We start from the raw sequence: 20288 nt of genomic DNA, 5'->3' as shown, positions 1-20288 counted from the left end.
GTCAGGCCGCCCGCTCCCGGTGCCGCCGGACGCCCGCACGGTTGGCGCACCGCACCGAGCAGTACCGCTGACGCCCGTTGCGGGTCACGTCGACCACCACGTTGGTGCAGGGTTCGGACGCGCAGCGGCCCAGCCGGTGCATCCCGCGCGTGACCAGGTGGAGCGAGGTCCCCACGCTGATGACGGCGCGCAGGACCGACGACAGCACCTGGTCGTCGTCCCGGTAGTGGAGGTGCCACCCCTCGCCGTCGTGGTCGGTGAGCCGCGGGTAGGCCGCCACCGCCGCCATCTGCGCGTTCAGCAGTGCGGCACGGCCCGCGGGATCGGGTGTGTCCACGATGCGCAGCCAGTCGTCGATGACGAGGCGCGAGCGCGCGTGGTCCTCCGGCGCCTCCCGGAACTCCATGGTCATGCCGAACTCGCGGGTCCGTGCCTCGATCCCGGCACGGTCGTCGGGCCAGTCGTCGGCGAGGGACCCGGCGAGCAGGACCGCGTACTCACCGTAAGGGTTGAGATGCACAAGGCCATTACAGCATCGTGGGAGGCATGACGACGATCGACACCCGTCCCGCCCGGCGGACCAGCACCCAGGAGACCCGGCACGAGCACGCGTGGGCGACCGAGTCACGCCACGCGACCTCCGCGGGATACGTGGTCTACGTGCGGTGCATGGCGTGCGGCAGCCACCGGGTGGACCTGCAGGGACACCGCGAGCTGCCGCCCGCGCCGCTGACCCGGGTGGTCGGCAGCACGTCCTGAGCCCAGGGGTCGACAGCCCCCGGGGCTCGTGTCAGTGGCTCGTGCAAGCATCGAGCATGGACAACATTCAGCTTCTTCGCCCGGACGGGCTGGTCTCCAGCCCCGCCTTCAGCCACGTCGCCGTCGTGCCGCCGGGAGCGACCACGATCTACGTCGGCGGCCAGAACTCCGTCGATGCGGACGGCTCGCTCGTGGGCGGGGACGACATCGCCGCGCAGTCCGTCCGCGCCGTGGAGAACGTCGGGACCGCGCTCGCCGCGGCCGGCGCCACCTTCGCCGACGTCATCCAGTGGACGGTGCTCTTCGTCGACGGCGTCGACCTCGCGGCGGCGTACGGCGCGATCGCACCCCTGCTCGCGTCCGACGAACCGCCCCTGGTGCTCGGGGCTCGCGTCGCGGGTCTGGGCGTGCCGGGGGCGCTCATCGAGGTCAGCGCGATAGCCGCCGTGGTGCGCTGACCCCGTGCGCCCGCTCGTAGCCGGCGGGCCGGATCGTGAGCTCGGCGCGGCCTCCGGTCAGCGACCGCAGGTCGAGGACGTAGCGGCTGAGCTCCGCCTCCGGGACCGTCGCGACCAGGCGCGCCCGGCCGTCGTCGGCCAGCTCGGTCGCCGAGACGTGCCCGCGCCGACCCGACAGGTCGGTGAGCACCGCGCCCTGGTGGTCGGGCGGGACGGTCACGGTCACCGTCGCGACGGGCTCCAGCAGCACCGTCCCGGCCTCGGCCAGCGCGGCCTTGACCCCGGCCGCCGTCGCGACACGGAACGCCATGTCGGACGAGTCCACCGAGTGCGACTTGCCGTCGTACACCTCGACGCGCAGGTCCACGACAGGATGGCCCTGCGGGCCTCCCGCGGCCATCGCGTCGCGGGCACCCTTCTCGACGGCGGAGATGTACTGCCGGGGCACCGCCCCGCCCACCACCGAGTCGACGAACTCGAAGCCGCCCGCCTCGAAGCCGCCGTCCAGCAGCGGCGCCACCCGCAGCTGCACGACGGCGAACTGGCCGTGCCCGCCCGACTGCTTCTTGACCTTGCCCTCGGCCTGCGTCGACCGCGCGATCGTCTCCCGGTACGCCACCGGCACCGGCCCGGTCTCGACGTGGACGCCGAACACGCGCGCGAGCCGCTCGACCGCGACATCGAGGTGCGTGTCACCGAGGCCACGCAGCACCGTCGCGTCCCCGACCCGGTCGACGACGAGCGTCGGGTCCTCGGCGACGAGCCGGGCCAGCGCCGTCGGCATGCGCTCGTCGTCGGACTGCGACGCCGGCACGAGGGCCGCGGCATGGACCGGCTGGCGCGGCGGTGGCAGGAAGGGCCGCGCCTGGCCCGACGGCCGCGACCAGAGCAGCGTGCCCGACGGCGAGCCGCCCAGCTTGGCCGCGGCCCCGACATCGCCCGCGGCGAGCTCCCCGACCGGGATGTGTTCCTTGCCCTGCAACCGGAACAGGCCGTGGACGCGCTCGTCGGCGCCGGTGGTCGCGTTGCGCAGCCGGTCGGACGTGCGCACGACGCCGGAGAGCACCTTGAGCATCGAGACCTGGCCCACGAAGGGGTCGATCACGGTGCGGAAGATGTGCACGAGCGGCTCCCCCGACGGGTCGGCGGCGACCGCGACGGTGCGGCCGGCACCGCCGTCGTCCCCTGCGCCGCGCGTGCCGGCGGGCGCGTCGTCAGGGACGGCCGAGCCCACGACTATGCGGCTGTCGCGCTCCGTCGGCGCGGGCGCCAGCTCGCACAGCAGGTCCGTGAGGCGGTCGACGCCGGTGGCGGTCACGCCGGACGCGACCACGACCGGCACCGCCTCGCCCGTGGCCACCTCGCGTGCGAGGTCACGCTCGAGGTCTGCCGCGGCCGGCTCCCGCCCGGACAGGTACGCGTCGAGCTGCTCGTCGTCGTGCGACACGAGCTCCTCGGTCACGTCGACGTGCATCCGGTGCTCCTCGTCGACGGCCTCGGGCGGCAGGTCCTCCTCGTGGTGCCGGCCCTCGTCGTCGTACACGAGGGCGTGCTCGCCGAGGACGTCGGCGATGGCGCGGAACGACTGCTCCTCGCCGAGCGGCAGCTCGATGGGCCACAGGTGCTCGCCGAACGCCTCGCGCAGCTCGGCGAGCACGCGCCGGAAGTCGGCGCGCGCCCGGTCCTCCTGCGTCACGACGACGACGCGGGGCACACCGAGCGCCTCGGCGGTCGCCCACGCGGTCCGGGTGCCGGGCTCCACACCGTCGACCGCGCTGACGACGACGAGCGCCAGGTCAGCGACCGACAGGGCCGTGTCCATGGCGCCCGCGAAGTCGGGGTGTCCTGGCGCGTCGGCCAGCGTCAGGGTGCGCACGACCCCGTCGGGACACGTCCAGGTGAGCGTTCCGAGCGCGAGGCCGAGCGAGATGCCCCGGGCGATCTCCTCGGGCTCGTGGTCGGTCACCGTGCTGCCGTCCTCCACGCGGCCGGCGCGGGGAATCGCGCCGGCGCGGTGCAGCAGCGCCTCGGTGAGCGTCGTCTTCCCGCAGCCCGACGCGCCCACGACGGCGACGGTCCGGTGCCTGTCGGTTGATGCCGCCTCCATGAGAGGCCTCCCGCCATTGGGTGCTACCGGCCATCATGGCGCTTTTGTCGGCGAGCGTGCACCCCAGGGCGGCGGGTCCGTGGGTGATCAATCGGGATCCTGCTGGACAACGTCTCCGAGCAGGGTGAGCATCAACGAAGGGCCGCAAGCAATGCTGCTTGTGCCGGCACCGTGCTCCACCGGACGGATGTGTTGACATGCCGACTCCTCAGGAAAACTTCCCCGTGCCACCGGAACCGCTCGAGGCCGCCAAGGCCGTCGCCCGGGAGGGCAAGCACGTCGACAAGGGGCTCGACGCGGTGGACTGGTTCGTCACCGTGCTGGGAGTCGCCGGGGCGCCCGTCTCCGCGTGGCTGAACCCCGGCCTGCAGCAAGCCGCCGGCGACGGCTGGATCGCGTTCACCCTGGCGACGTTCACCTGGACGGTCGGCTGCGCGCTCGCGGTGGTGGTCCTCCGGAGATCCGGCCTGAACGGCTTTCCGCTCGTCGCCGGTGTCAGCGCCTGTTACGTCGTGGCGTTGGTGTTCGCCGCGGTGCTCGGCCAGGGCGTACTGGAGATCGCCGCTCCGCAGACCGGTCTCGGCCCGCTGAACCTGATCGCCACCGTCGTCGTCGCGGCGCTGGCGGCCTACGGCCCTCTCGGGTTCCTCCTGGGCGGCGGGATCGGCACGTGGCTCGGGTTCCGTCTGAGTGCTCCCGTGACCAAGGAATTTCTCGCGTGAGCGGGAGCGGGAACGGGAACGGGAACGGGAGCGTGAGCCGGGGCGATGCCCGCTGCCCCGCCTCCGTCAGCGGCTGAGCTCGATCAGCGCGAGCAGCGCCCGCCCGTACGCGTCGACAGCCTCCGGGGCCGCGAACACGCGCGGCCGGCCGAGGAGCTCGACGTCCACCTCGTAGACGCCGTCGGCCCGGCGCAGCGCGCGGAAGCTGGAGCGCAGGAGCGCGCGGAGCTGGTCCTCGCGCGGCAGCCAGAGGGCGTCCTCGATGGCCACCGAGTCGAGCGCCCACTCGGTGGTGCCGTTGAAGCCGAGGATGGTTCCGGTCGGGAACTCGTGCGCCTCGATGGTCATGGTGCTCACGGTGAAGACGTCGCCCGCGAGCTCGGGCGCGGCGATACGGAACTGGTCGCCGTCGACCGGCTTCCAGACCAGGCCGGCGTCACGCAGCTCCGCGGCAAGCTGGGAAGAGATCATGATCCCATTGTGGAACCTGGATGGACTGACGAGAACGGGGCTGTGTCCGTGTCCGAGGCTCCGGCGCGCACAACCCCGTTCTCACCCATCTCGGCGGTCCGTCAGTAGTGCTGGGCGGCGGGAGTCGTCGCCGTCCGGTGCTGGGGCCACAGCGCGATGGCCAGGCCGGCCAGGACGCTCCCGAGGTGCAGCCCGTTGTCGGCCGCGTTGATGTTGAGGAAGTTGATGTCCGGGTTGCTCACCGCGAACAGGCCGAAGACGAACGTCGCGCCGTAGCCGGCCACCAGGAGCCAGCCGAACGTCCGCGCGCGACCCGCGGCGGACCACAGGGCGAGCCCGAGGAGCCCGATCAGGATGTGCACGATGTTGTGCAGGGGGTTGATCGCGAAGCCGAGCAGGGTCTGGCTGTGGTCGTGCTCCGCGAACCCGCTGAACCCGGTCACCAGGAAGCCGGCGGCCCCCACCAGGAGGTAGACCGCACCGATCGCGAGGGCGATCCACTGGTGCGGCGCCCGTGTGCGCGTCGAGGACGTGGACTGAGTCATGGCACTTCTCCGTTCCGTCTTGTCTGGTTCCTTCTTGTGGCATCCGTCGCTGCGGCGACGGCCATGCAAGGGGTTCGGAGCCAGGGCCGGACCGGATGGGACGAACAGGAGAAAAAGATGTCGGTGCCGCCATCCCCCCGGATGACGGCACCGACCCGACCATGGAACGGAGCAGGCCTACTGCCCGGTGAACACGAACGGCGAGCCCGGCTCCTTCTCGATGTCCCCGTCACGGGAGTTGGTGACTGTCACGTTCGACAGGATGGCGTTGCCGCGAGCGCCGGCCATCGCGAGGATGCCGGAGCCGTTGTTGGACCCGTCGATCCGCACGTTCGTGATCCGGACGTCGGGCATGTTGCCGCCGCCGTTCTTGAACTGGATGCCGTCGTACGTGGAGTCGTAGATGTCGGTGTCGCGGATGGTGACGCCCGTGATGTCGTGCGTCTGCGGGAAGATCGTGATCGCCCCGAACTCCTGGTCCTCGTTCCAGAAGGCCCCGCCGGTGCGGTAGAGGCCGTTGTTGGCGATGAGCGTCGTCCCCGAGAACGGCAGGGGGTCGTGGTCGGTCGCCAGCATGATGCCCGGGTAGTTCATGGTGTCGGAGATCAGGTTGTTCTCGATGGAGTTGTCGTAGCCGCCGTAGATGGCGATGCCGTTGGCGCGCCACGGCAGCTGCACCGTGTTGTTGCGGAACGCGTTGTCGTGCCCGATGTCGACGTTGCGGTCCTTGACGTACGGGTTGGCCCAGACCGCGAGCGCGTCGTCGCCGGTGTTGCGGAACGACGAGTTGAACACGAGCGAGTTGCGCGTCCCGTTGCTGAAGTTGATGCCGTCCGCGTAGGTGTTGCGGATGCGGACGCCGGAGAACTCGACGCCGTCGCCGGGTCCCCACAGCTCGGGGATGTTGGTGTAGTCGCGCCCGACCCAGACGCCGACGTTCGCGTGCTCGATCCAGACGTTGGTGATCTTGGTGTTCTGCCCGAACCGGCCGTTGAGGCCGACGCCGCCCTCCTCCTGACCGTTGTTCCCGCGGATGTCGCCCGAGCCGAAGATGGCGATGTCGGAGATCTGGACGTTGTCGTCGATGTCGAACCCGAAGTTGCCCTCGTGCGGGTGGTTGATGACGCCCGGGGCGAGGTGCGGCTTGATCAGGCTGTAGAGCTGGGAGTGCCACATGCCCGCGCCGCGGATCGTGACGTCGCTGATGCCCACCTGGTTGTGCGTGCCGCGGTTGAGGGGGTCGTCGGTGAGGATCTTCTTCTCCTGGCGCCACTGCCCCGCCGGGATCCACACGCAGGCGATGTCGCCGTTCTGGTCGGCGGTCACGGCGGCCTGGATGGCGGCCGTGTCCTCCTGCCCGTCGTTCGGCACCGCGCCGTACTCGGTGATCGAGGTGCACTGGGCGGGCTTCGAGGCGGCCGGCGCGACCTGCTCGAGCTCGATCAGGTCGATGACGTAGAACGCGGCGTCGTCCCCGGCGTCGCGCTGGAGCTTGAACTCCGTGCCGGCGGGGAACGACCGGCCGAGCAGCGCGTGCGACTCGTCGAAGAGGCGGCGGGCGTCACCGCCCGGGGTGTTGACCAGGCCTTCGGGCTGGTCGGTGGTCCCGTACAGCCACGAGTGCTTGGACGACAGCGTCAGCTTCTGCACGAACGTGCCGTTCGCGTACAGGCTGATCGTCTTCTCCTGGCCGCCGCCGCCCGCGGCGTCGGGGATCGAGTTCCGCACGACTATGGAGTTGGTCGGGGCCGTGGACGTGAACTCCACGTTCTGGCCGGTGCTGTTCAGCCGCACGGACTCGCGCCCCGACGACTCGGTGGCGAAGTTGGTGTGCCCGAAGGTACGCAGCGGGTCGGCCTGCAGGAGCGTGCCCGTGTACTCGCCGTCCTCCGCCTCGTAGGTGGTGTACGGCACGGCCGCGCCGCGGCCCACGGTCACGGTGAGCCGCCCCGAGTTGTTCTCCTCGTTCGTCTCGTCGACGACGTCGGTGGCGTCGGCCGTCGCGGTCACCGTCACCCCGCCGTTCGTCGCGGTCCACGACCCGGACGGCGTGACGGTGACGGTCTGGCCGGCGGGGACCGCCGGCGTCGTGCCGTTCAGCGTGCTGGAGCCCGCGACCACCCGGGTCACAGATCCGGCCGCGGCCGGCTGGTTGCCGCGGTTGCGCACCTGGACCGTGAAGGTCACCGCCGCGCCGACGGCGGGGTTGGCCGGGTTGGAGGACACGGAGACGACCTCGAGGTCGGGCCCGGGCGCCTCGCCCACGACGAGCTTCGCCGTCGCCGTGAACGCGTTGTCGGTCTCGTTCTGCTCGGCCACCGCGTTCGCCGGGTCGACGACCGCGCCGACGGTGTACTCCCCCGCCGGCCGGGTGCCCGCCGCGACCGGGACCTGGGCGCTCGCGCCCGGCTGCAGCGCGCCGACGTCGGCCGAACCCACGGTGGTACCGCCGAGCTTCGCGTCGACGGTGGTGCCCGCCGAAGCCCGGTCCCCGGTGTTCTTCACGGTCGCCGTGAGCGTCACGGGTGTGGTCGCGGTGGGCGACGCCGGGGACGCGGTCACCGCCGTGACGGTGAGGTTCGGGTTGGGCGCCGGCGCGCCGTAGACCTCAAGCTCGGCGACCTGGCCGTTGCCCGCGCCGGTGTTGCCCGTGAAGCGCAGGCGGACGTCGGTCACGGTGCCCGCCACCGGCACGTTCACGAGGTTGCCGCTCCCGGGTGCGAACGCATACCCGGCGGACGCCTTGAGCTCCTGCCACGCCGCGGTGCCGGAGCGGCCCCAGACGGAGAACGTCTGCGTGCGTGCGCCCCACGCCCCGTCGGGGTTCAGGCGCACCCGTACGCTGCTGACCTGCGTGGGCGCGGCGAGGGAGACGTCGAGCGTCGACGGGTACTGCCCGCCCGCACCCTCCCAGTACGTGCCGACCTGCCCGTCCACGGCGTTCGCCGCGACGTACGACCACTCGGTGGACGACGCCGCAGCGGGCCGGTCCTTCGCGTAGTTGGTGCCGGTCGGGTCGGTGGGCGGATCGGTCGGCGGGTCGGTCGGGTCGCCGCCACCCGTCGGCGTCCCCCAGACCTGCAGCTCGGCGACCTGGCCGTTGCCCGCGCCGGTGTTGGAGGTGAAGGCGAGGCGCACCTCGTCCACCTCGGAGTCGATCTCCGAGCCGAACGTGAGCTCCACCTTGTTGCCGCTCGCGGGGTCGAAGCGATGGGCCGCCGACGCCTTGAGCGTACGGAACGACGACTCCCCGTCGGACCGCCCGAGCACGCTGAACGTCTGCGTGCGCGGCTCCCACACGGCGGCCGGGGGCACTGAGACGACCACACGCTCGACGTCGGCCGCCGCGCCCAGGTCGACGGTGAGGTGCGCCGGGTACTGGCCGCCCGCGCCCTCCCAGTAGGAGCTCGCGTTCCCGTCGTTGGCGTTGCCCGCGACATAGGTCTGCGTCACCGACGACGCGGCGATCGGCTTGCCGAGCGCGAGGTTGGTGGCCTCCGCCGCGGCATACGCGACGGCGCCGAGGCCGAGCGGCGCGACGAGCGCGAGCGCGACGCCCGCCACGGCTGTGTGCTTCCAGGGGATTCTCATGAACGTCCTCGTTCTCCCGCCGAGGCGGGCTCGTCCAGCCGCGGGGCAGCATTGCCCGGCGAGAGTAGAAAGTTGCAGCGTGCGCACTGCTTTGTGCTCAGCGTCTGTCAATTTCTTGCGGCTTGCTGTACGGACGTTACGAGACCGCGCACTGGGCGTCAAGGGTGTGACAGGGGCAGACGCCGGGCGCGACAAGGGCGGGGCGGCGGGCGGAGCGCTCGTCAGAGCACCCCTCCCACCGCCCCCGCCCGGATCACTCGGTCGGACGCCGGTCGCCGGTCGCCGGTCGCCGGTCGCCGACGACCGGACGCCGGCTATCGGCTCACCGCATCCGGACCCGCGCCTTTCTGCTCGACGTCTCGCCGTGCTGGTTCGTAGCCACGACGGCGATCCGGTGCGGGCCCCGCCCGATACCGGTCACCGCGAGCGTCGCCTCCTGCTTCCTGGGCGTGCGGTCCACGAGCCCCACGGTCCGCACCACCTCGCCGTCGACCAGCAGTGCCATGCGCCGCGCGTTGGCGCCGCAGGCGATCCAGGCCTCGACCTCGATCCGCCCGCCCTCGGCGGCCTCGACCTCCACGGAGACCTTGCCCGGCACGCCGCGCGCCGGACCCGGCAGCTCCTCGCCGTCGAAGTTGAACGCCGCGATCACGGCACACGTGTAGTAGCCGCGGCTGAACACCATCGACGGGTGCTCGCCGTCGAGGTAGGCGGTGGTCGCCAGGAACCGGTCCACGCGATTCCCGTAGGTGTCGCCCCACGAGCCGACGTCGCCGCGCGGTGGCACGTAGTCGACGGTGTCGAGCGCGACGCCGGTGGCGCCGTCGAACACCGTGAGGGAACTCCGGCCCGGACAGCACGTAGCCGGCCGACGTCCGGGGCACACCGAGCGGCGTGCGCTCGCCGGGTCCTCGACTGGGTAGCCCGGCCCGGGTCGGCACCCCAAAGAGTTATCCACAGATTTAGGATCCGGCAAGCACATCGTACGAGTGTTCGAGATAATAGGTACAGCAAGGGAGCCAGAACTAGAGGCAAGTGATCGAGTCGGGCGGGGGTGGGAACGGTGGATCAGACGACGAACAGCGAACCCACCAATGGCCTGCCCGCTGCCGCCTCGATCGAGGATGTGCTGGCCCGGATCGAGAACGAGCTAGACCACCTCACCGCGCTGACGGACCCCGAGACCCTGACCGGATGGGACGCCCCGACGGTCGCTCGCCTGGCTGATGCGCACACCCGGATCCGTCGGCTGACCGGCCGCCTGGACGGGGTCCGCTACACCCTGCTACCCCGCATCGAGAACGAAGGTTCCTGGCGCTCGGGTGGCACTGCACGCACGTTCACGACCTGGCTGCGCCTGCGCGAAGGCATCTCCGCGTCCACGGCGGGTAAGGACATGACGATCGCCCGCCGCCTCGCGACCGCACTACCGGTCACGCGGGAGCGGCTGGTCGCCGGAACCCTGGGTGTCGACCACGCCCGCGTGATGACCGAGGTCGCACCGACGAGCGAGACCCGCACCGACGCACTGGCCTGGCTGATCGACACCCGCACCGGGCACACCACCACCCCCGAACAGTTCGTCCAGTCCGTTGCGGTCGACTTCCCCGACCCGTCCGAGGACCCCGACGGTGCCCGGACCCGTGAGCTGGTCACCCAGGTCCTGGAGACCGCGGTCACCGAGGGAACCCTGGTCACCGGTGAAGGCGTCGTCCTGCGTGAGGCAGGTGTGCTCAATGCGGACCAGTTCCGGAAGGTGGCCCGCCGGTTCGCGACCATCATCGACCCCGACACCGACGACATCGACGACGACAAGGCAGCCCAAGGCGAGTTCCTCGACCTGGCCAAGACGTTCGGCGGGTATCACGTGGCGGGGTTCCTGACCGATGAGCACGGCCTCCAGCTCACGACCGCGATCAACGCGATGATGGGTGCTCCGTCAGCGGAAGACACCCGAACGACGACCCAGCGCCGCGCGCAGGGTCTGGCGGATGTGGCGCGGGTGGTGCTGGACACGAACCAGGCCTCCCCGGGCGCGGCGATCGCACCGCACCTGAACGTCACGGTGTCCTGGAACGAGTTCGTCACCCAGGTCACCAGGACCCGGGACAGCCTGTGCCTGACCTGCGGGCAGACTGCGCCCGGGCGCGGCAACCGCCCGGGCGCGGGTCCAAGCGTCCCGGGCACCAGCACCAACTCCACTGGCACCACCGCCAGCACCAGCACTCGCATTGGCACCCGCTCGGGTGCGGATGTCGGTGCAGGGCCGGTGAGCACCGGCCCAGCGGCCGGAAGCCCGACCGGTAGTCCGGCGGGAAGCCCTGGCGGGAGCCTCACCGCAAGCCCGGGTGGAAATCCGGGTGGTGGCTGGAGCACGCCGGACACGACCGTGTCCGGGTTCTTGTCCTCCGGTGGCCCGATGTTCACCGAGACCGGCGGGCGCGCCCCGCGCGCGCTGGTGCGCCGGTTGGCGTGTCACAGCGCGATCACCCGGATCGTGTTCGGACCCGACGGCGCCGTCCTCGACGTCGGACGCGCCCAACGCACCGTGTCAGGCCAGATGCGCCGCGCCGTCATCGCCCGAGACCAACACTGCGTCTACCCAGGGTGCGACCAACCACCGTCACGGTGCGAGGTCCACCACGCCCTCACCCACTGGGCCGACGGCGGCGACACCTCCGTCACGAACAGTGCGTTGCTGTGCTGGTACCACCATCAGCTCGTCGATACCAAGGGCATCACCATGCACTGGACCGGCAAGGCCACCACCGACACGGCCGGTGCTCTGCTGGAGACCGGGTGGGCCTTCACCGACGCCCGCGGCCACCGCATCCGCCTCCCCGAACCCATCGAAGCCCCACCACCACACGCCACCGGAGCCGCCTGACGAGCCAGCCCCAGCGGGCCAGGCGCCCAGCGCGCCCAGCGCGCCCACCGAACCCACCGAACCCACCGAAAGCCTCTCCGCGCCTGACGGGCTCACCCAACCAGCGGCCATCGTCGACATCTACCGAGGCAGCCTGAACTGATCAGTCAGGCATGCCCAAAGCCTTCCGGTCTGATCCCCGCGCTCGGCCCACCGGTTCGTCACGGATGCAGCGTCGGCCGGTAGACCAGCTCCTGGATGTCACCGTCGAGCGTCAGGTGCTCGATCAGCTCGAGGTCGAAGTCGGCGGCACCCCGGAAGATCGGGTCCAGGCCGGTCCGGCCGGTGATCACCGGGAACAGCGTGACCCGGACCCGGTCAACCAGGCCGGCCGCCATCAGCGCCCGGTTCATCGACAGGCTCCCGTGCGAACACAGCGGCACCTTGGACTCCTCCTTGAGCCGGGCGACGACGTCGACCGCGTCGCCCTGCTCAACCCGCGCGTCCGGCCAGTCGAGGGGCGCCTCCAGCGTGTTCGACACCACCGTCGTCGGCAGGTTCCGCATCCGGGTGACCCACGGGTCGCGCACGTCGGAGTCCGCGGAGCTCTCGGACAGCATCTGCGCGAACGCCCGGTAGGTGTTGGCCCCGAGGACCAACCGCTGCTCCTGCGAGTAGAGGGCGAGCCGGTGTTCCAGGAGTTCCGGGCCCTGCTTGCCCCAGTACCCTGTCCAGTCGCCGCCTGCAGCGCCGAAGCCGTCGAGGCTGGAGAACACGTCGAACGTGTAGGTGGTGGTCATGATGGTCTCCTGGGAATAGTTGTCCGGGTACGTCGATACAGACCGGAGGCCGGGGCGAATGTCATCGCCGTCGGACGGCACGAGAGGACACAGCGTGACGAACGAGCTGACGACCGAATCAGGTGGCCTCGCCGGCCGTGGCCGGCTGCTGCGGCTGGGAGCCCCGCGCGACACGTCGGCGGTGCGGCACCTGGTCACGTTCCTCGTGGCGAGCGTCGTGACCGTGCTCGCCACACGCGCTTACCTGGCCGCGGCGGACTACCCGCAGATCGGCGGCGGCGATCTGCACGTCGCGCACGTGCTGTGGGGCGGGCTGCTCATGGCGCTGGCGATGATGCTGCTGCTGTCCTACGTGGGCCCCGTACCGCGGTCCCTCGGCTCGGCGCTCGGCGGCGTGGGCTTCGGGTTGTTCATCGACGAGGTCGGCAAGTTCGTGACCGCCGACAACGACTACTTCTACGCGCCGACCGCAGCGATCATCTACTTCGTCACCGTGGTGCTCGTCCTCATCGTCGAAGGGCTGCACGGCCGCCGTGCCCACCATCCGGCCGAGTACCTCGCCGTGGCGGCCGACCGGCTCACCGCCGGGCTGGCCGGCGGGTTCACCCCGACGGCCCGCGCCGAGGCACGGGAGCTCGCCGCCAAGGGTGCCGGCGAGCCCGGCGCCCACCTGGTCGCCGAGCTGGTCGACGCGGTGCCCGACGACGACACCGACCTGCCCGACCCCGTCCGCGGCGGCGTCGACCGCGTCGTGCGCTGGCTGGACACGCTCGTGGACCGGGCCTGGGCGGCGTGGCTGCTGATCTGCGTCCTGGTGCTGGTGGGCGCCGCCGAGGCGCTGGTGGGGCTGAGCGTCGTACGCGGCGAGGTGCCGGGGCTGCCGCAGTGGACCGGATTCGCGATCCTCGCCGCCGTCGGCGCGTCAGTGGTGCTGCTGGTCGTCGGCATCGTCGTCGGCCGCGACAACCATCTGCGCGGCGCCGTCTGGATGCGCCGCGCGGTGCTCATCAGCCTGCTGTTCACCCAGCTGCTGGTATTCCGCGCGCTGCGGTGGACGGCGGCGTTCGGGCTGGTCCTGGACGTGCTGGCCTTCATGGCGCTGGAGGTGGCGCTCCGCGAGGAGCGGATGGCCAACGCGCGCAGGTCCTGACCGGCCGGTCAGCCGCCCACCGCCGTCGTCACTGCTTCGCCATGCCCGCGGCGCTCGCCACGCCGGCGGCGTCCGCGGGCTCCAGCCCGAGGAGCCGCAGGCTGTTCTGCCACAGCGCGTCCAGGTGCGCCGGATCGTTGAACAGCTTGGCGAACAGCACGAGCCCCTCGACCTGGGCGACTATCGCCTTCGCCGCGCCGTCGACGTCCTCGGCCGGACGCTGGAGCTCCCCGGACTCGACGGCAGCGGCGAGGGGCGCCCGGATCAGCTCGATCTGCTCGTCGAAGATCTCCTGGAGGCGTTCGCGCACCGGCTCGTTCTGGGAGCTGACCTCGAGCGCCAGGTTCCCGAAGAGGCAGCCGGCGACCCAGCCCGTGCCGGTCCGGGCGTCGATCTGCATCTGCGCGGTGGCGGCGAACAGCGCGCGGAGCCGCTCGAGGATCGTCCCGGGCCCGTTGAGGATCTCGGCCCATACGCCCTGCTGCCACGACCAGTGCCGGTCGATGACGGCGAGTGCCAGGGCCTCCTTGGACGGGAAGAAGTAGTAGAAGGACCCCTTGTTCACTCCGGCGCGCGTGCAGAGCTCCGCGACGCCGATCGAACCGTAGGGGCGTTGGGAGAACAGCTCGACGCCCGCTTCGATCAGGCGCTCTCGTCCATCTGAGGTTCGCGGCATGTTGACAGTATACGACTGGTCAACTATAACTGGAACCTCCAGTAGTTGACCGACCGTCTATAAAAGGATCGAACATCATGAGCACTCGCAAGGTAGCCATCATCACGGGAGCCTCACAGGGCATCGGCGCAGGCCTCGTGGCCGCGTACCGGGAACTCGGGTACGCCGTCGTGGCGAACTCGCGCACCATCGACCAGGCCGAGGCCGACGACCTCGCCACCGTCGCCGGAGACATCTCCGACCCCGCGACCGCGGACCTGATCGTCAAGACCGCCGTGGAGCGTTTCGGCCGCGTCGACACGCTCGTGAACAACGCGGGCGTCTTCATCGCCAAGCCGTTCACCGAGTACACGACCGAGGACTTCAACGCCATGGTCGCGATCAACGTCGGTGGCTTCTTCCACCTGACCCAGCGCGTCATCCCGGAGCTGCAGGCCGCCGGCGGCGGACACGTCGTCAACATCACCACGACACTGGTCGAGAGCGCGCTCTCGGTCTTCCCCTCGGCCCTGGCGTCAGTGACCAAGGGCGGTGTCTCCTCGGCGACCCGCGCGCTGGCCATCGAGTACGCGTCGCAGGGCATCCGCTTCAACGCGGTCTCCCCCGGCGTCATCAAGACCCCCATGCACCCGGAGGAGACGCACGAGGCGCTCGCCGGCCTGCACCCGCTGGGCAGCCTCGGCGAGATCGAGGACGTCGCCCGCGGCGTCATCTACCTGGAGCAGTCGCCCTTCGTGACGGGCGAGTTCCTCCACATCGACGGCGGACAGATCGCCGGGCACTGACCCGTACCGGGGCGGCCCGAGAGGGCCGCCCCGCACGCTGTCACACGAACCACGAACCACGAACCAGAACCGCACGACCGGACCAGGAGACACACCATGACTCGCCCCGACGCTGCCGCCACGATCTCCGCCCTGCTCGACCGCTGGGCCGACGGAATCCGCAGGCGGGACCTCGACCAGATCGCCGCCCAGTTCACCGACGACGCCCTGTTCCAGGGCTTCGACCCCGAGCCCGCGTTCGGCCGGGACGCCGTCATCGCGTACTACGGCAAGCAGCCGCCTGGGCTGACCGCCGACCACACGCTGCTCCACAGCCGGACGCTCGCCCCTGGCGCCGTGCTCGGCTACGCGGCGGTCACCTTCCACCGGCCCGACGCGCCGGTACAGGTCCACCTCACGGTCGTCGCGGTCGAGGTGGACGGGCAGTGGCTGATCAGCCACTACCACGTCTCCCGGGTGCAGTAGCTCTGGTCAGCCGGCCCGGTTCCGGGCGACGACCCAGGAGCGCGAGGAGTTGTACGACGCCGTGGTCAGCCTGCTCAACGCCGCCGCCGCGGAGCGGGGTCTCGACGTCACCGCGGAACGGCAGGCGCTGATCGACGGCGTCGACGCGACCCGGGACTGGTAGCCGGGAGAAGCCGGAACTCACGGGAACAGGACGCGCGCCCCCTGCTGGGCCAGGACGCTGAGCTCCGCGGCCTTGAACGCGTGCTCCTGCGTCATCGCGGTCTCGGTGCGCTCCAGGCAGTCGAGGACGAGCTGGCCGAAGTAGGGGAACCCGACCTTCCCCTCCGCCACGATGTGGTGCTCGCCCTTGCCGTCGACGAGGAACACGTGGCCGGGGCCCTGCTCCGTAGCGACGTTGGCGTACTTGCGCAGCTCGAGGTAGCCCTCGGTGCCGAGCACGAACGTGCGCCCGTCGCCCCAGGTGCTCAGGCCGTCCGGGGTGAACCAGTCCACGCGGACGTAGCCGCTGGCGCCGGTGTCCATGACGATGGACGCCTCACCGAAGTCGTCGAGCCCCGGGTGCTCGGGGTGGTTGTAGTTGGCGATCGCCGAGTAGCCGACCTCGGCGTCCTTGGCGCCGGCGAAGTGCAGCATCTGCTCGAAGTTGTGGCTGCCGATGTCGCACAGGATCCCGCCGTACTTCTCCTTCTCGTAGAACCAGTCCGGGCGGCCGGTGCCCAGGCGGTGCGGCCCGAGGCCCATGACCTGCAGCACCCGGCCGATGGCACCCTGGTCGATGAGCTGGCCGGCCAGGACCGCCGCCTCGACGTGGATCCGCTCGGAGTAGTAGACGGCGTACTTGCGTCCGGTCCGGGCGGTCGCCTCCCGGGCCGCCGCGAGCTGGTCGAGGGTGGTCAGCGGGGCCTTGTCCACGAAGTAGTCCTTGCCCGCCTCCATGACCCGCAGGCCGAGCGCGCAGCGTTCGGAGGTGACCGGTGCGCCGGCGACGAGACGGACCTCGTCGTCGCCGAGGACCTCGTCCTCGGCGCGCGCGATGCGCACATCAGGGAACTTGTCGCGGAACTCCGCCACCTTCGCCGGGTCCGGGTCGTACACCCACTTGAGCGTCGCGCCGGCGCCCATCAGGCCCTCGCACATGCCGTAGATGTGCCCGTGGTCCAGGCCCACCGCGGCGAAGGAGAAGTCTCCGGCACCCACCACGGGTGCGGGGATCGGTTCCGGCGCGTAGGCGGCGCCGCTGGTCGTCGTCATGAGATCTCTGGTCCTGTTCGTTCAGGGCTTCGTTCGGGATTTTCGTTCGTGGAGCAGGTCAGCCGTCGCTGGCTGCGCTGCTGCCGACAGTGATGTCACCGGGCAGGTCGGCCACCGTCGTCGTCTTCTCGAAGAAGTGCGGCGCGCGCTCGACGAGCGTGCCCGTGCGGTAGTACGGGTCGTCCGGCGAGAGCGGCAGGTCGACCGTCCGGCGCTCGATGCCCGCCTGGTAGATCGCGGTCACGAGCTCGATCGCGCGGCGTCCGTCCGCGCCGTCCACCACCGGACGACGGCGTTCGCGCACCGCACCGAGCACGTCGCCGATCTGCCCGGGGTGGCCCTCGTGCTCCAGGGGCCGGTGCGCGGCGGCGAGCGTCTCGATCTCGGCCACCAGGGCGGGGTTTCCGCCGGGGGCGGGGAACCCGTTGGGCTCGGCGACGTCGGCGACCACCTTCCACGGCTGGGACACCCGCGCGTGCCGCCCGTGGACGACCATCGCCTGCTCCTCGCCGTGGTGCACCACCGAGCTCGTCACCTCGGCCAGCGCCCGGTCGTACTGCAGCACGGCCACGGAGAGGTCCTCGACCTCCGAGTTCTCGTGCTGGGCGTTGGTCAGCACCGCGGTGACGGCGCTGGGCGCGCCGAGCATCCAGGAGGTGAGGTCCAGGTGGTGGATCGCGTGGTTGAGGGTGCACCCGCCGCCCTCGCGCTCCCACGTGCCCCGCCACCACAGGTCGTAGTAGGAGGTGCCGCGCCACCAGGACGAGGAGACCTGGGCGTGCGACACGGGGCCGATCAGGCCCGAGTCCAGCACCTCCTTCAGGGTGGCCATGTCGTCGCGGAAGCGGTTCTGCGCGACGACGGACAGGATCCGGTCGGTCTCGGCAGCGGCCGCGATCATCGCGTCGCACTCCTCGAGCGACGGCGCCATCGGCTTCTCGACGAGCACGTCGACGCCGGCGCGCAGGGCGGCGATCGTCAGCTCGGCGTGGGTGGACGGCGGCGTCGCGATGCTCACGAGGTCCAGGTCCTCGGCAGCCAGCAGGTCCTCTGTCCGCTCGTACGCCCGCGCGGAGGTGAGGCCGAGCTCCGCGCCCAGGGCGGCGGCCTTGCCTGGCGCGATGTCGCACAGGGCGACGATCTCGCACTCGGCGCCGAACCGCTGGTAGCCGTCGATGTGGGTGCGGGAGATCCCGCCGGTCCCGATGATCCCGATCTTGAGCACTGTTCCCCCGGGTGCGGCTTATACGTGTCACTGGTGATACGTGTCACTATGGTTGTGGCCGGGTAGGCCGCTGTCAAGAGAGCGGCCGGCAGAGAACCGTCCAGAGAGTGGAGCGTCGTGAGCACTGCAGTCCCCCCGACGAGCCGCGACGTCGCGCGCCTCGCGGGCGTCTCCCAGGCCACGGTGTCCTACGTGCTGACCGGGAAGGGCTCGATCTCCCCGGCCACCCGGGAGCGCGTCCTGCGAGCGGCCGAGTCGATCGGCTACCGCCCGAACCTCGCCGCCCGGTCGATGCGCACCCGGCGCTCCGGCCGGCTCGCGGTGATCACCGGCGTGGCCGCCGTCGGGAACCAGATGCGGATGCTGACCGGCGCGAGCCGTGCGGCCACCGAGGCCGGCTACGCCATCGAGACCAGCAGCGTCGACGGCAGCGTGGCGGACCGGACCGAGCGTGTGCTCGAGATCGCTGCCGGCGGCCAGTACGAGGGCGTCCTGACGTTCGTCCCGGTGCTCCCCGAGGCGCTCTCGGACGGTGGGGACTCGCCTCCGGTCCTGGCCGCGACGGCTTTCGACGAGCAGATGCGCAGCTCGGGCGAGCTCGCCGAGGCCGACCTCATGGAGGTCCTCCTCCAGGCGCTCGTCACGGCCGGGCACCGCCGGTTCCTGCACGTCGCCGGCTCCCAGGAGTTCGCCTCCGCGCGGGCGCGCCGCGACACCTACGTCGCCTGCCTGGAGCGTCTCGGTGCAGAGTCCCACGAGCCGCTCGAGTCGCTGGGGGTGGTCGGGGGCGAGTGGTCCGCGGAGTCCGCGCGGCAGGCGATCCTCGCGCTGCCCGACGACGCGCCCCCGGTCGCCGTGCTCGCCGCCAACGACATGCTGGCGATCGGCGTCCTGCGCGCCGCCGCCGAACGCGGCTGGACGGTACCCAGCGACCTGGTGGTGACCGGGTGGGACAACGCGACGTTCGGCGCCTACACGATGCCGTCGCTCACCACCGTCGACGTCGACTTCCAGGCGGCCGGGCACCACGCCATGCGGCAGCTGGTCGCGACGCTGCGGGGCGAGGAGCCGCCGCCGCGTGAGGCCACCCTCCAGCGCATCGTCTGGCGGGAGTCGACGGGCGCCGCGAACCCGCCAGGCTGACAGGGACCACCGGGCCCACCGAACTCGACGAGCTCCCCTCTTGACCGGGCGCGCCGGTCGGCGGAACGTGAGAAGGGACGGCAGCGCCGTCCGGACGCTGCTGACGAGCACAGGGAGTCCGCCATGTACATCCGCAGTACCGAGATCCAGGGCGAGCCCACGGAGATCGACGCCGGGCTGAGCCTCGTTCGTGAGGAGATCTTCCCGGCGGTCTCCTCGATGGACGGCTGTGTCGGGATGTCGATGCTGGTCGACCGGCGCAGCGGCCGGTGCATCACCACGACGGCGTGGTCGTCCGAGGACGCGATGCAGGAGAGCGCCGCGGCCGTGCGTCCGCTGCGCGACCGCGCCGAGCGGGCGCTGGGCAGCACCTCAGGCCGGTACGTCCACGAGTGGGAGCTCGCCGTCGTCCACCGCGACCACGCCGCACCCGAAGGCGCCTGCGCCCGCCTCACCTGGCTGAGCGGCGGCGACCTGCACATGGTCGACAACGCCGTCGACATGTTCCGGATGGTCATCCTGCCGCAGATCCAGGAGCTGAGGGGGTTCTGCAGCGCGAGCCTGATGGTCGACCGGGAGACCGGCCGCGTCGTCGGCACCGCGGCCTTCGACAGCCGCGAGGCGCTGGAGGACAGCCGCGAGGCCACCACCGGCATCCGCGAGAGGGTCGTCGCGGAGCTGGGCGCCACCGTCGACAACGTCGAGGAGATGGAGATCGCGTTCGCACACCTCCACGTACCCGAGATGGCCTGACGGCGGCGGACGGCGACGTCGGACCGCGCCGCCTGACAACGCTGCCCTACGGCGACACAGCCGGGCAGCCGTTCACCGGACGGCAACCCGGCACCGCTAGCGTGCCCGCGTGCCGAAACCACCCGCAGGACCCGCACCAGAGCTCGCCGCGCTGCTCGCGATGGACCGCGTGGAGCTCGCCGCCGAGGTCTTCGTCCGCGCGTACACGCCGGTCCTCGACGCCACCTACCCGCTGACCAGCGGGCTCGCCTGGACGATCGCCGGGGTGGCGGGCGTGCCGCTGGGAAAGTGGACCTTCGACACGGACCGGCCGACCGACGGGGCCATCGCCCGGCTCGGCACCGAGCTGACACTCCTGTGGGAACGGGCCGGACTCGCCGCCCGTGGCATCTTCCACGACGGCCGAGGCGTGGTGCTGCTCTTCCGCGGCGAGGAGCTGCTGCGGCACGACGACGCCCGCAGCGTGGTCGCCGACGCGATCCGCGCGGCGAACCCGCATCTCGGCGGCTGACGCGGCG

At 71.3% G+C, this 20288-nt stretch carries 19 protein-coding genes and 1 pseudogene; 10 read left to right on the top strand and 10 right to left on the bottom strand.

Features of this window, described 5'->3' with window-relative positions:
• Position 1: 1 nt before the first annotated feature.
• Positions 2-520 carry a CGNR zinc finger domain-containing protein gene (locus ACNYC2_RS07685; RefSeq protein ID WP_419706455.1) on the bottom strand — a complete coding sequence of 173 codons (519 nt, stop codon included), beginning with the start codon at positions 518-520 and terminating at the stop codon, positions 2-4.
• Between the two features lie 26 nt (positions 521-546).
• On the opposite strand from ACNYC2_RS07685, the gene ACNYC2_RS07680 reads away from it, so the two are divergent.
• On the top strand, positions 547-759 hold the full coding sequence (locus ACNYC2_RS07680; RefSeq protein WP_419706454.1) for a hypothetical protein: 213 nt from the start codon (positions 547-549) through the stop codon (positions 757-759).
• Positions 760-815: 56 nt separating this feature from the next.
• The gene (locus tag ACNYC2_RS07675) at positions 816-1217 is read left to right on the top strand and encodes a RidA family protein (protein WP_419706453.1); all 402 of its coding nucleotides are present in this window, start codon (positions 816-818) and stop codon (positions 1215-1217) included.
• On the opposite strand, the gene ACNYC2_RS07670 is transcribed toward ACNYC2_RS07675, so the two are convergent.
• On the bottom strand, positions 1189-3324 hold the full coding sequence (locus tag ACNYC2_RS07670; protein WP_419706452.1) for an elongation factor G: 2136 nt from the start codon (positions 3322-3324) through the stop codon (positions 1189-1191). The two genes, ACNYC2_RS07675 and ACNYC2_RS07670, sit on opposite strands and share 29 nt — an antisense overlap.
• Before the next feature lie 197 nt (positions 3325-3521).
• Between ACNYC2_RS07670 and ACNYC2_RS07665 the strand changes: the two genes are divergently transcribed.
• Complete coding sequence (locus tag ACNYC2_RS07665) at positions 3522-4046, top strand: hypothetical protein (protein WP_419706451.1); 525 nt, start codon at positions 3522-3524, stop codon at positions 4044-4046.
• 66 nt (positions 4047-4112) lie between these two features.
• Here the strand turns inward: ACNYC2_RS07665 and ACNYC2_RS07660 are convergent, their stop codons facing one another.
• The 4 genes and pseudogenes from ACNYC2_RS07660 to ACNYC2_RS07645 form a co-directional block, all read right to left on the bottom strand.
• The gene (locus ACNYC2_RS07660) at positions 4113-4517 is read right to left on the bottom strand and encodes a pilus assembly protein CpaE (RefSeq protein WP_377133908.1); all 405 of its coding nucleotides are present in this window, start codon (positions 4515-4517) and stop codon (positions 4113-4115) included.
• A gap of 101 nt (positions 4518-4618) precedes the next feature.
• Positions 4619-5062, bottom strand: a complete 444-nt coding sequence (locus ACNYC2_RS07655) for a DUF4383 domain-containing protein (RefSeq protein ID WP_419706450.1) — start codon at positions 5060-5062, stop codon at positions 4619-4621.
• Positions 5063-5239: 177 nt separating this feature from the next.
• Positions 5240-8653: a CARDB domain-containing protein gene (locus ACNYC2_RS07650; protein WP_419706449.1), complete on the bottom strand. Its 3414-nt coding sequence runs from the start codon at positions 8651-8653 to the stop codon at positions 5240-5242.
• A gap of 616 nt (positions 8654-9269) precedes the next feature.
• Positions 9270-9531 (bottom strand): annotated as a pseudogene (locus ACNYC2_RS07645) (hypothetical protein); the annotation flags it as partial.
• Between the two features lie 185 nt (positions 9532-9716).
• Here ACNYC2_RS07645 and ACNYC2_RS07640 point away from each other — a divergent pair.
• Complete coding sequence (locus tag ACNYC2_RS07640; RefSeq protein WP_419706448.1) at positions 9717-11540, top strand: DUF222 domain-containing protein; 1824 nt, start codon at positions 9717-9719, stop codon at positions 11538-11540.
• A gap of 200 nt (positions 11541-11740) precedes the next feature.
• Here the strand turns inward: ACNYC2_RS07640 and ACNYC2_RS07635 are convergent, their stop codons facing one another.
• Complete coding sequence (locus tag ACNYC2_RS07635; protein ID WP_419706447.1) at positions 11741-12319, bottom strand: dihydrofolate reductase family protein; 579 nt, start codon at positions 12317-12319, stop codon at positions 11741-11743.
• A gap of 94 nt (positions 12320-12413) precedes the next feature.
• Between ACNYC2_RS07635 and ACNYC2_RS07630 the strand changes: the two genes are divergently transcribed.
• A complete protein-coding gene (locus ACNYC2_RS07630) occupies positions 12414-13469 on the top strand; it encodes a hypothetical protein (RefSeq protein ID WP_419706446.1) in 1056 nt (351 codons plus the stop codon).
• A gap of 28 nt (positions 13470-13497) precedes the next feature.
• On the opposite strand, the gene ACNYC2_RS07625 is transcribed toward ACNYC2_RS07630, so the two are convergent.
• Positions 13498-14145: a TetR/AcrR family transcriptional regulator gene (locus ACNYC2_RS07625; RefSeq protein WP_419706445.1), complete on the bottom strand. Its 648-nt coding sequence runs from the start codon at positions 14143-14145 to the stop codon at positions 13498-13500.
• A gap of 77 nt (positions 14146-14222) precedes the next feature.
• Here ACNYC2_RS07625 and ACNYC2_RS07620 point away from each other — a divergent pair, with 77 nt between their 5' ends.
• Entirely contained in the window at positions 14223-14930 is a 708-nt protein-coding gene (locus ACNYC2_RS07620; RefSeq protein ID WP_419706444.1) for an SDR family NAD(P)-dependent oxidoreductase, read from the top strand.
• Between the two features lie 96 nt (positions 14931-15026).
• Entirely contained in the window at positions 15027-15395 is a 369-nt protein-coding gene (locus ACNYC2_RS07615) for an SgcJ/EcaC family oxidoreductase (RefSeq protein ID WP_419706443.1), read from the top strand.
• 180 nt (positions 15396-15575) lie between these two features.
• On the opposite strand, the gene ACNYC2_RS07610 is transcribed toward ACNYC2_RS07615, so the two are convergent.
• Positions 15576-16649, bottom strand: a complete 1074-nt coding sequence (locus ACNYC2_RS07610) for a Gfo/Idh/MocA family protein (RefSeq protein WP_419706442.1) — start codon at positions 16647-16649, stop codon at positions 15576-15578.
• Between the two features lie 58 nt (positions 16650-16707).
• The gene (locus tag ACNYC2_RS07605) at positions 16708-17874 is read right to left on the bottom strand and encodes a Gfo/Idh/MocA family protein (protein WP_419706441.1); all 1167 of its coding nucleotides are present in this window, start codon (positions 17872-17874) and stop codon (positions 16708-16710) included.
• 117 nt (positions 17875-17991) lie between these two features.
• On the opposite strand from ACNYC2_RS07605, the gene ACNYC2_RS07600 reads away from it, so the two are divergent.
• The 3 genes from ACNYC2_RS07600 to ACNYC2_RS07590 all read left to right on the top strand — a co-directional run bounded on the left by ACNYC2_RS07600 (position 17992) and on the right by ACNYC2_RS07590 (position 20281).
• On the top strand, positions 17992-19017 hold the full coding sequence (locus tag ACNYC2_RS07600) for a LacI family DNA-binding transcriptional regulator (RefSeq protein WP_419706440.1): 1026 nt from the start codon (positions 17992-17994) through the stop codon (positions 19015-19017).
• A 123-nt stretch (positions 19018-19140) separates the two neighbouring features.
• A complete protein-coding gene (locus ACNYC2_RS07595; RefSeq protein ID WP_419706439.1) occupies positions 19141-19770 on the top strand; it encodes a hypothetical protein in 630 nt (209 codons plus the stop codon).
• A gap of 109 nt (positions 19771-19879) precedes the next feature.
• Positions 19880-20281 (top strand): hypothetical protein, encoded by a 402-nt coding sequence (locus ACNYC2_RS07590; protein WP_419706438.1) that lies wholly within the window; start codon positions 19880-19882, stop codon positions 20279-20281.
• Positions 20282-20288 lie beyond the last annotated feature (7 nt).

Origin of the sequence: Promicromonospora sp. NFX87, from assembly GCF_048564965.1 — a bacterium.
Taxonomy (GTDB): Bacteria; Actinomycetota; Actinomycetes; order Actinomycetales; family Cellulomonadaceae; genus Promicromonospora.
Note: the sequence above shows the minus strand (reverse complement) of the source record. Positions and strands in the feature narration are given on the sequence as shown.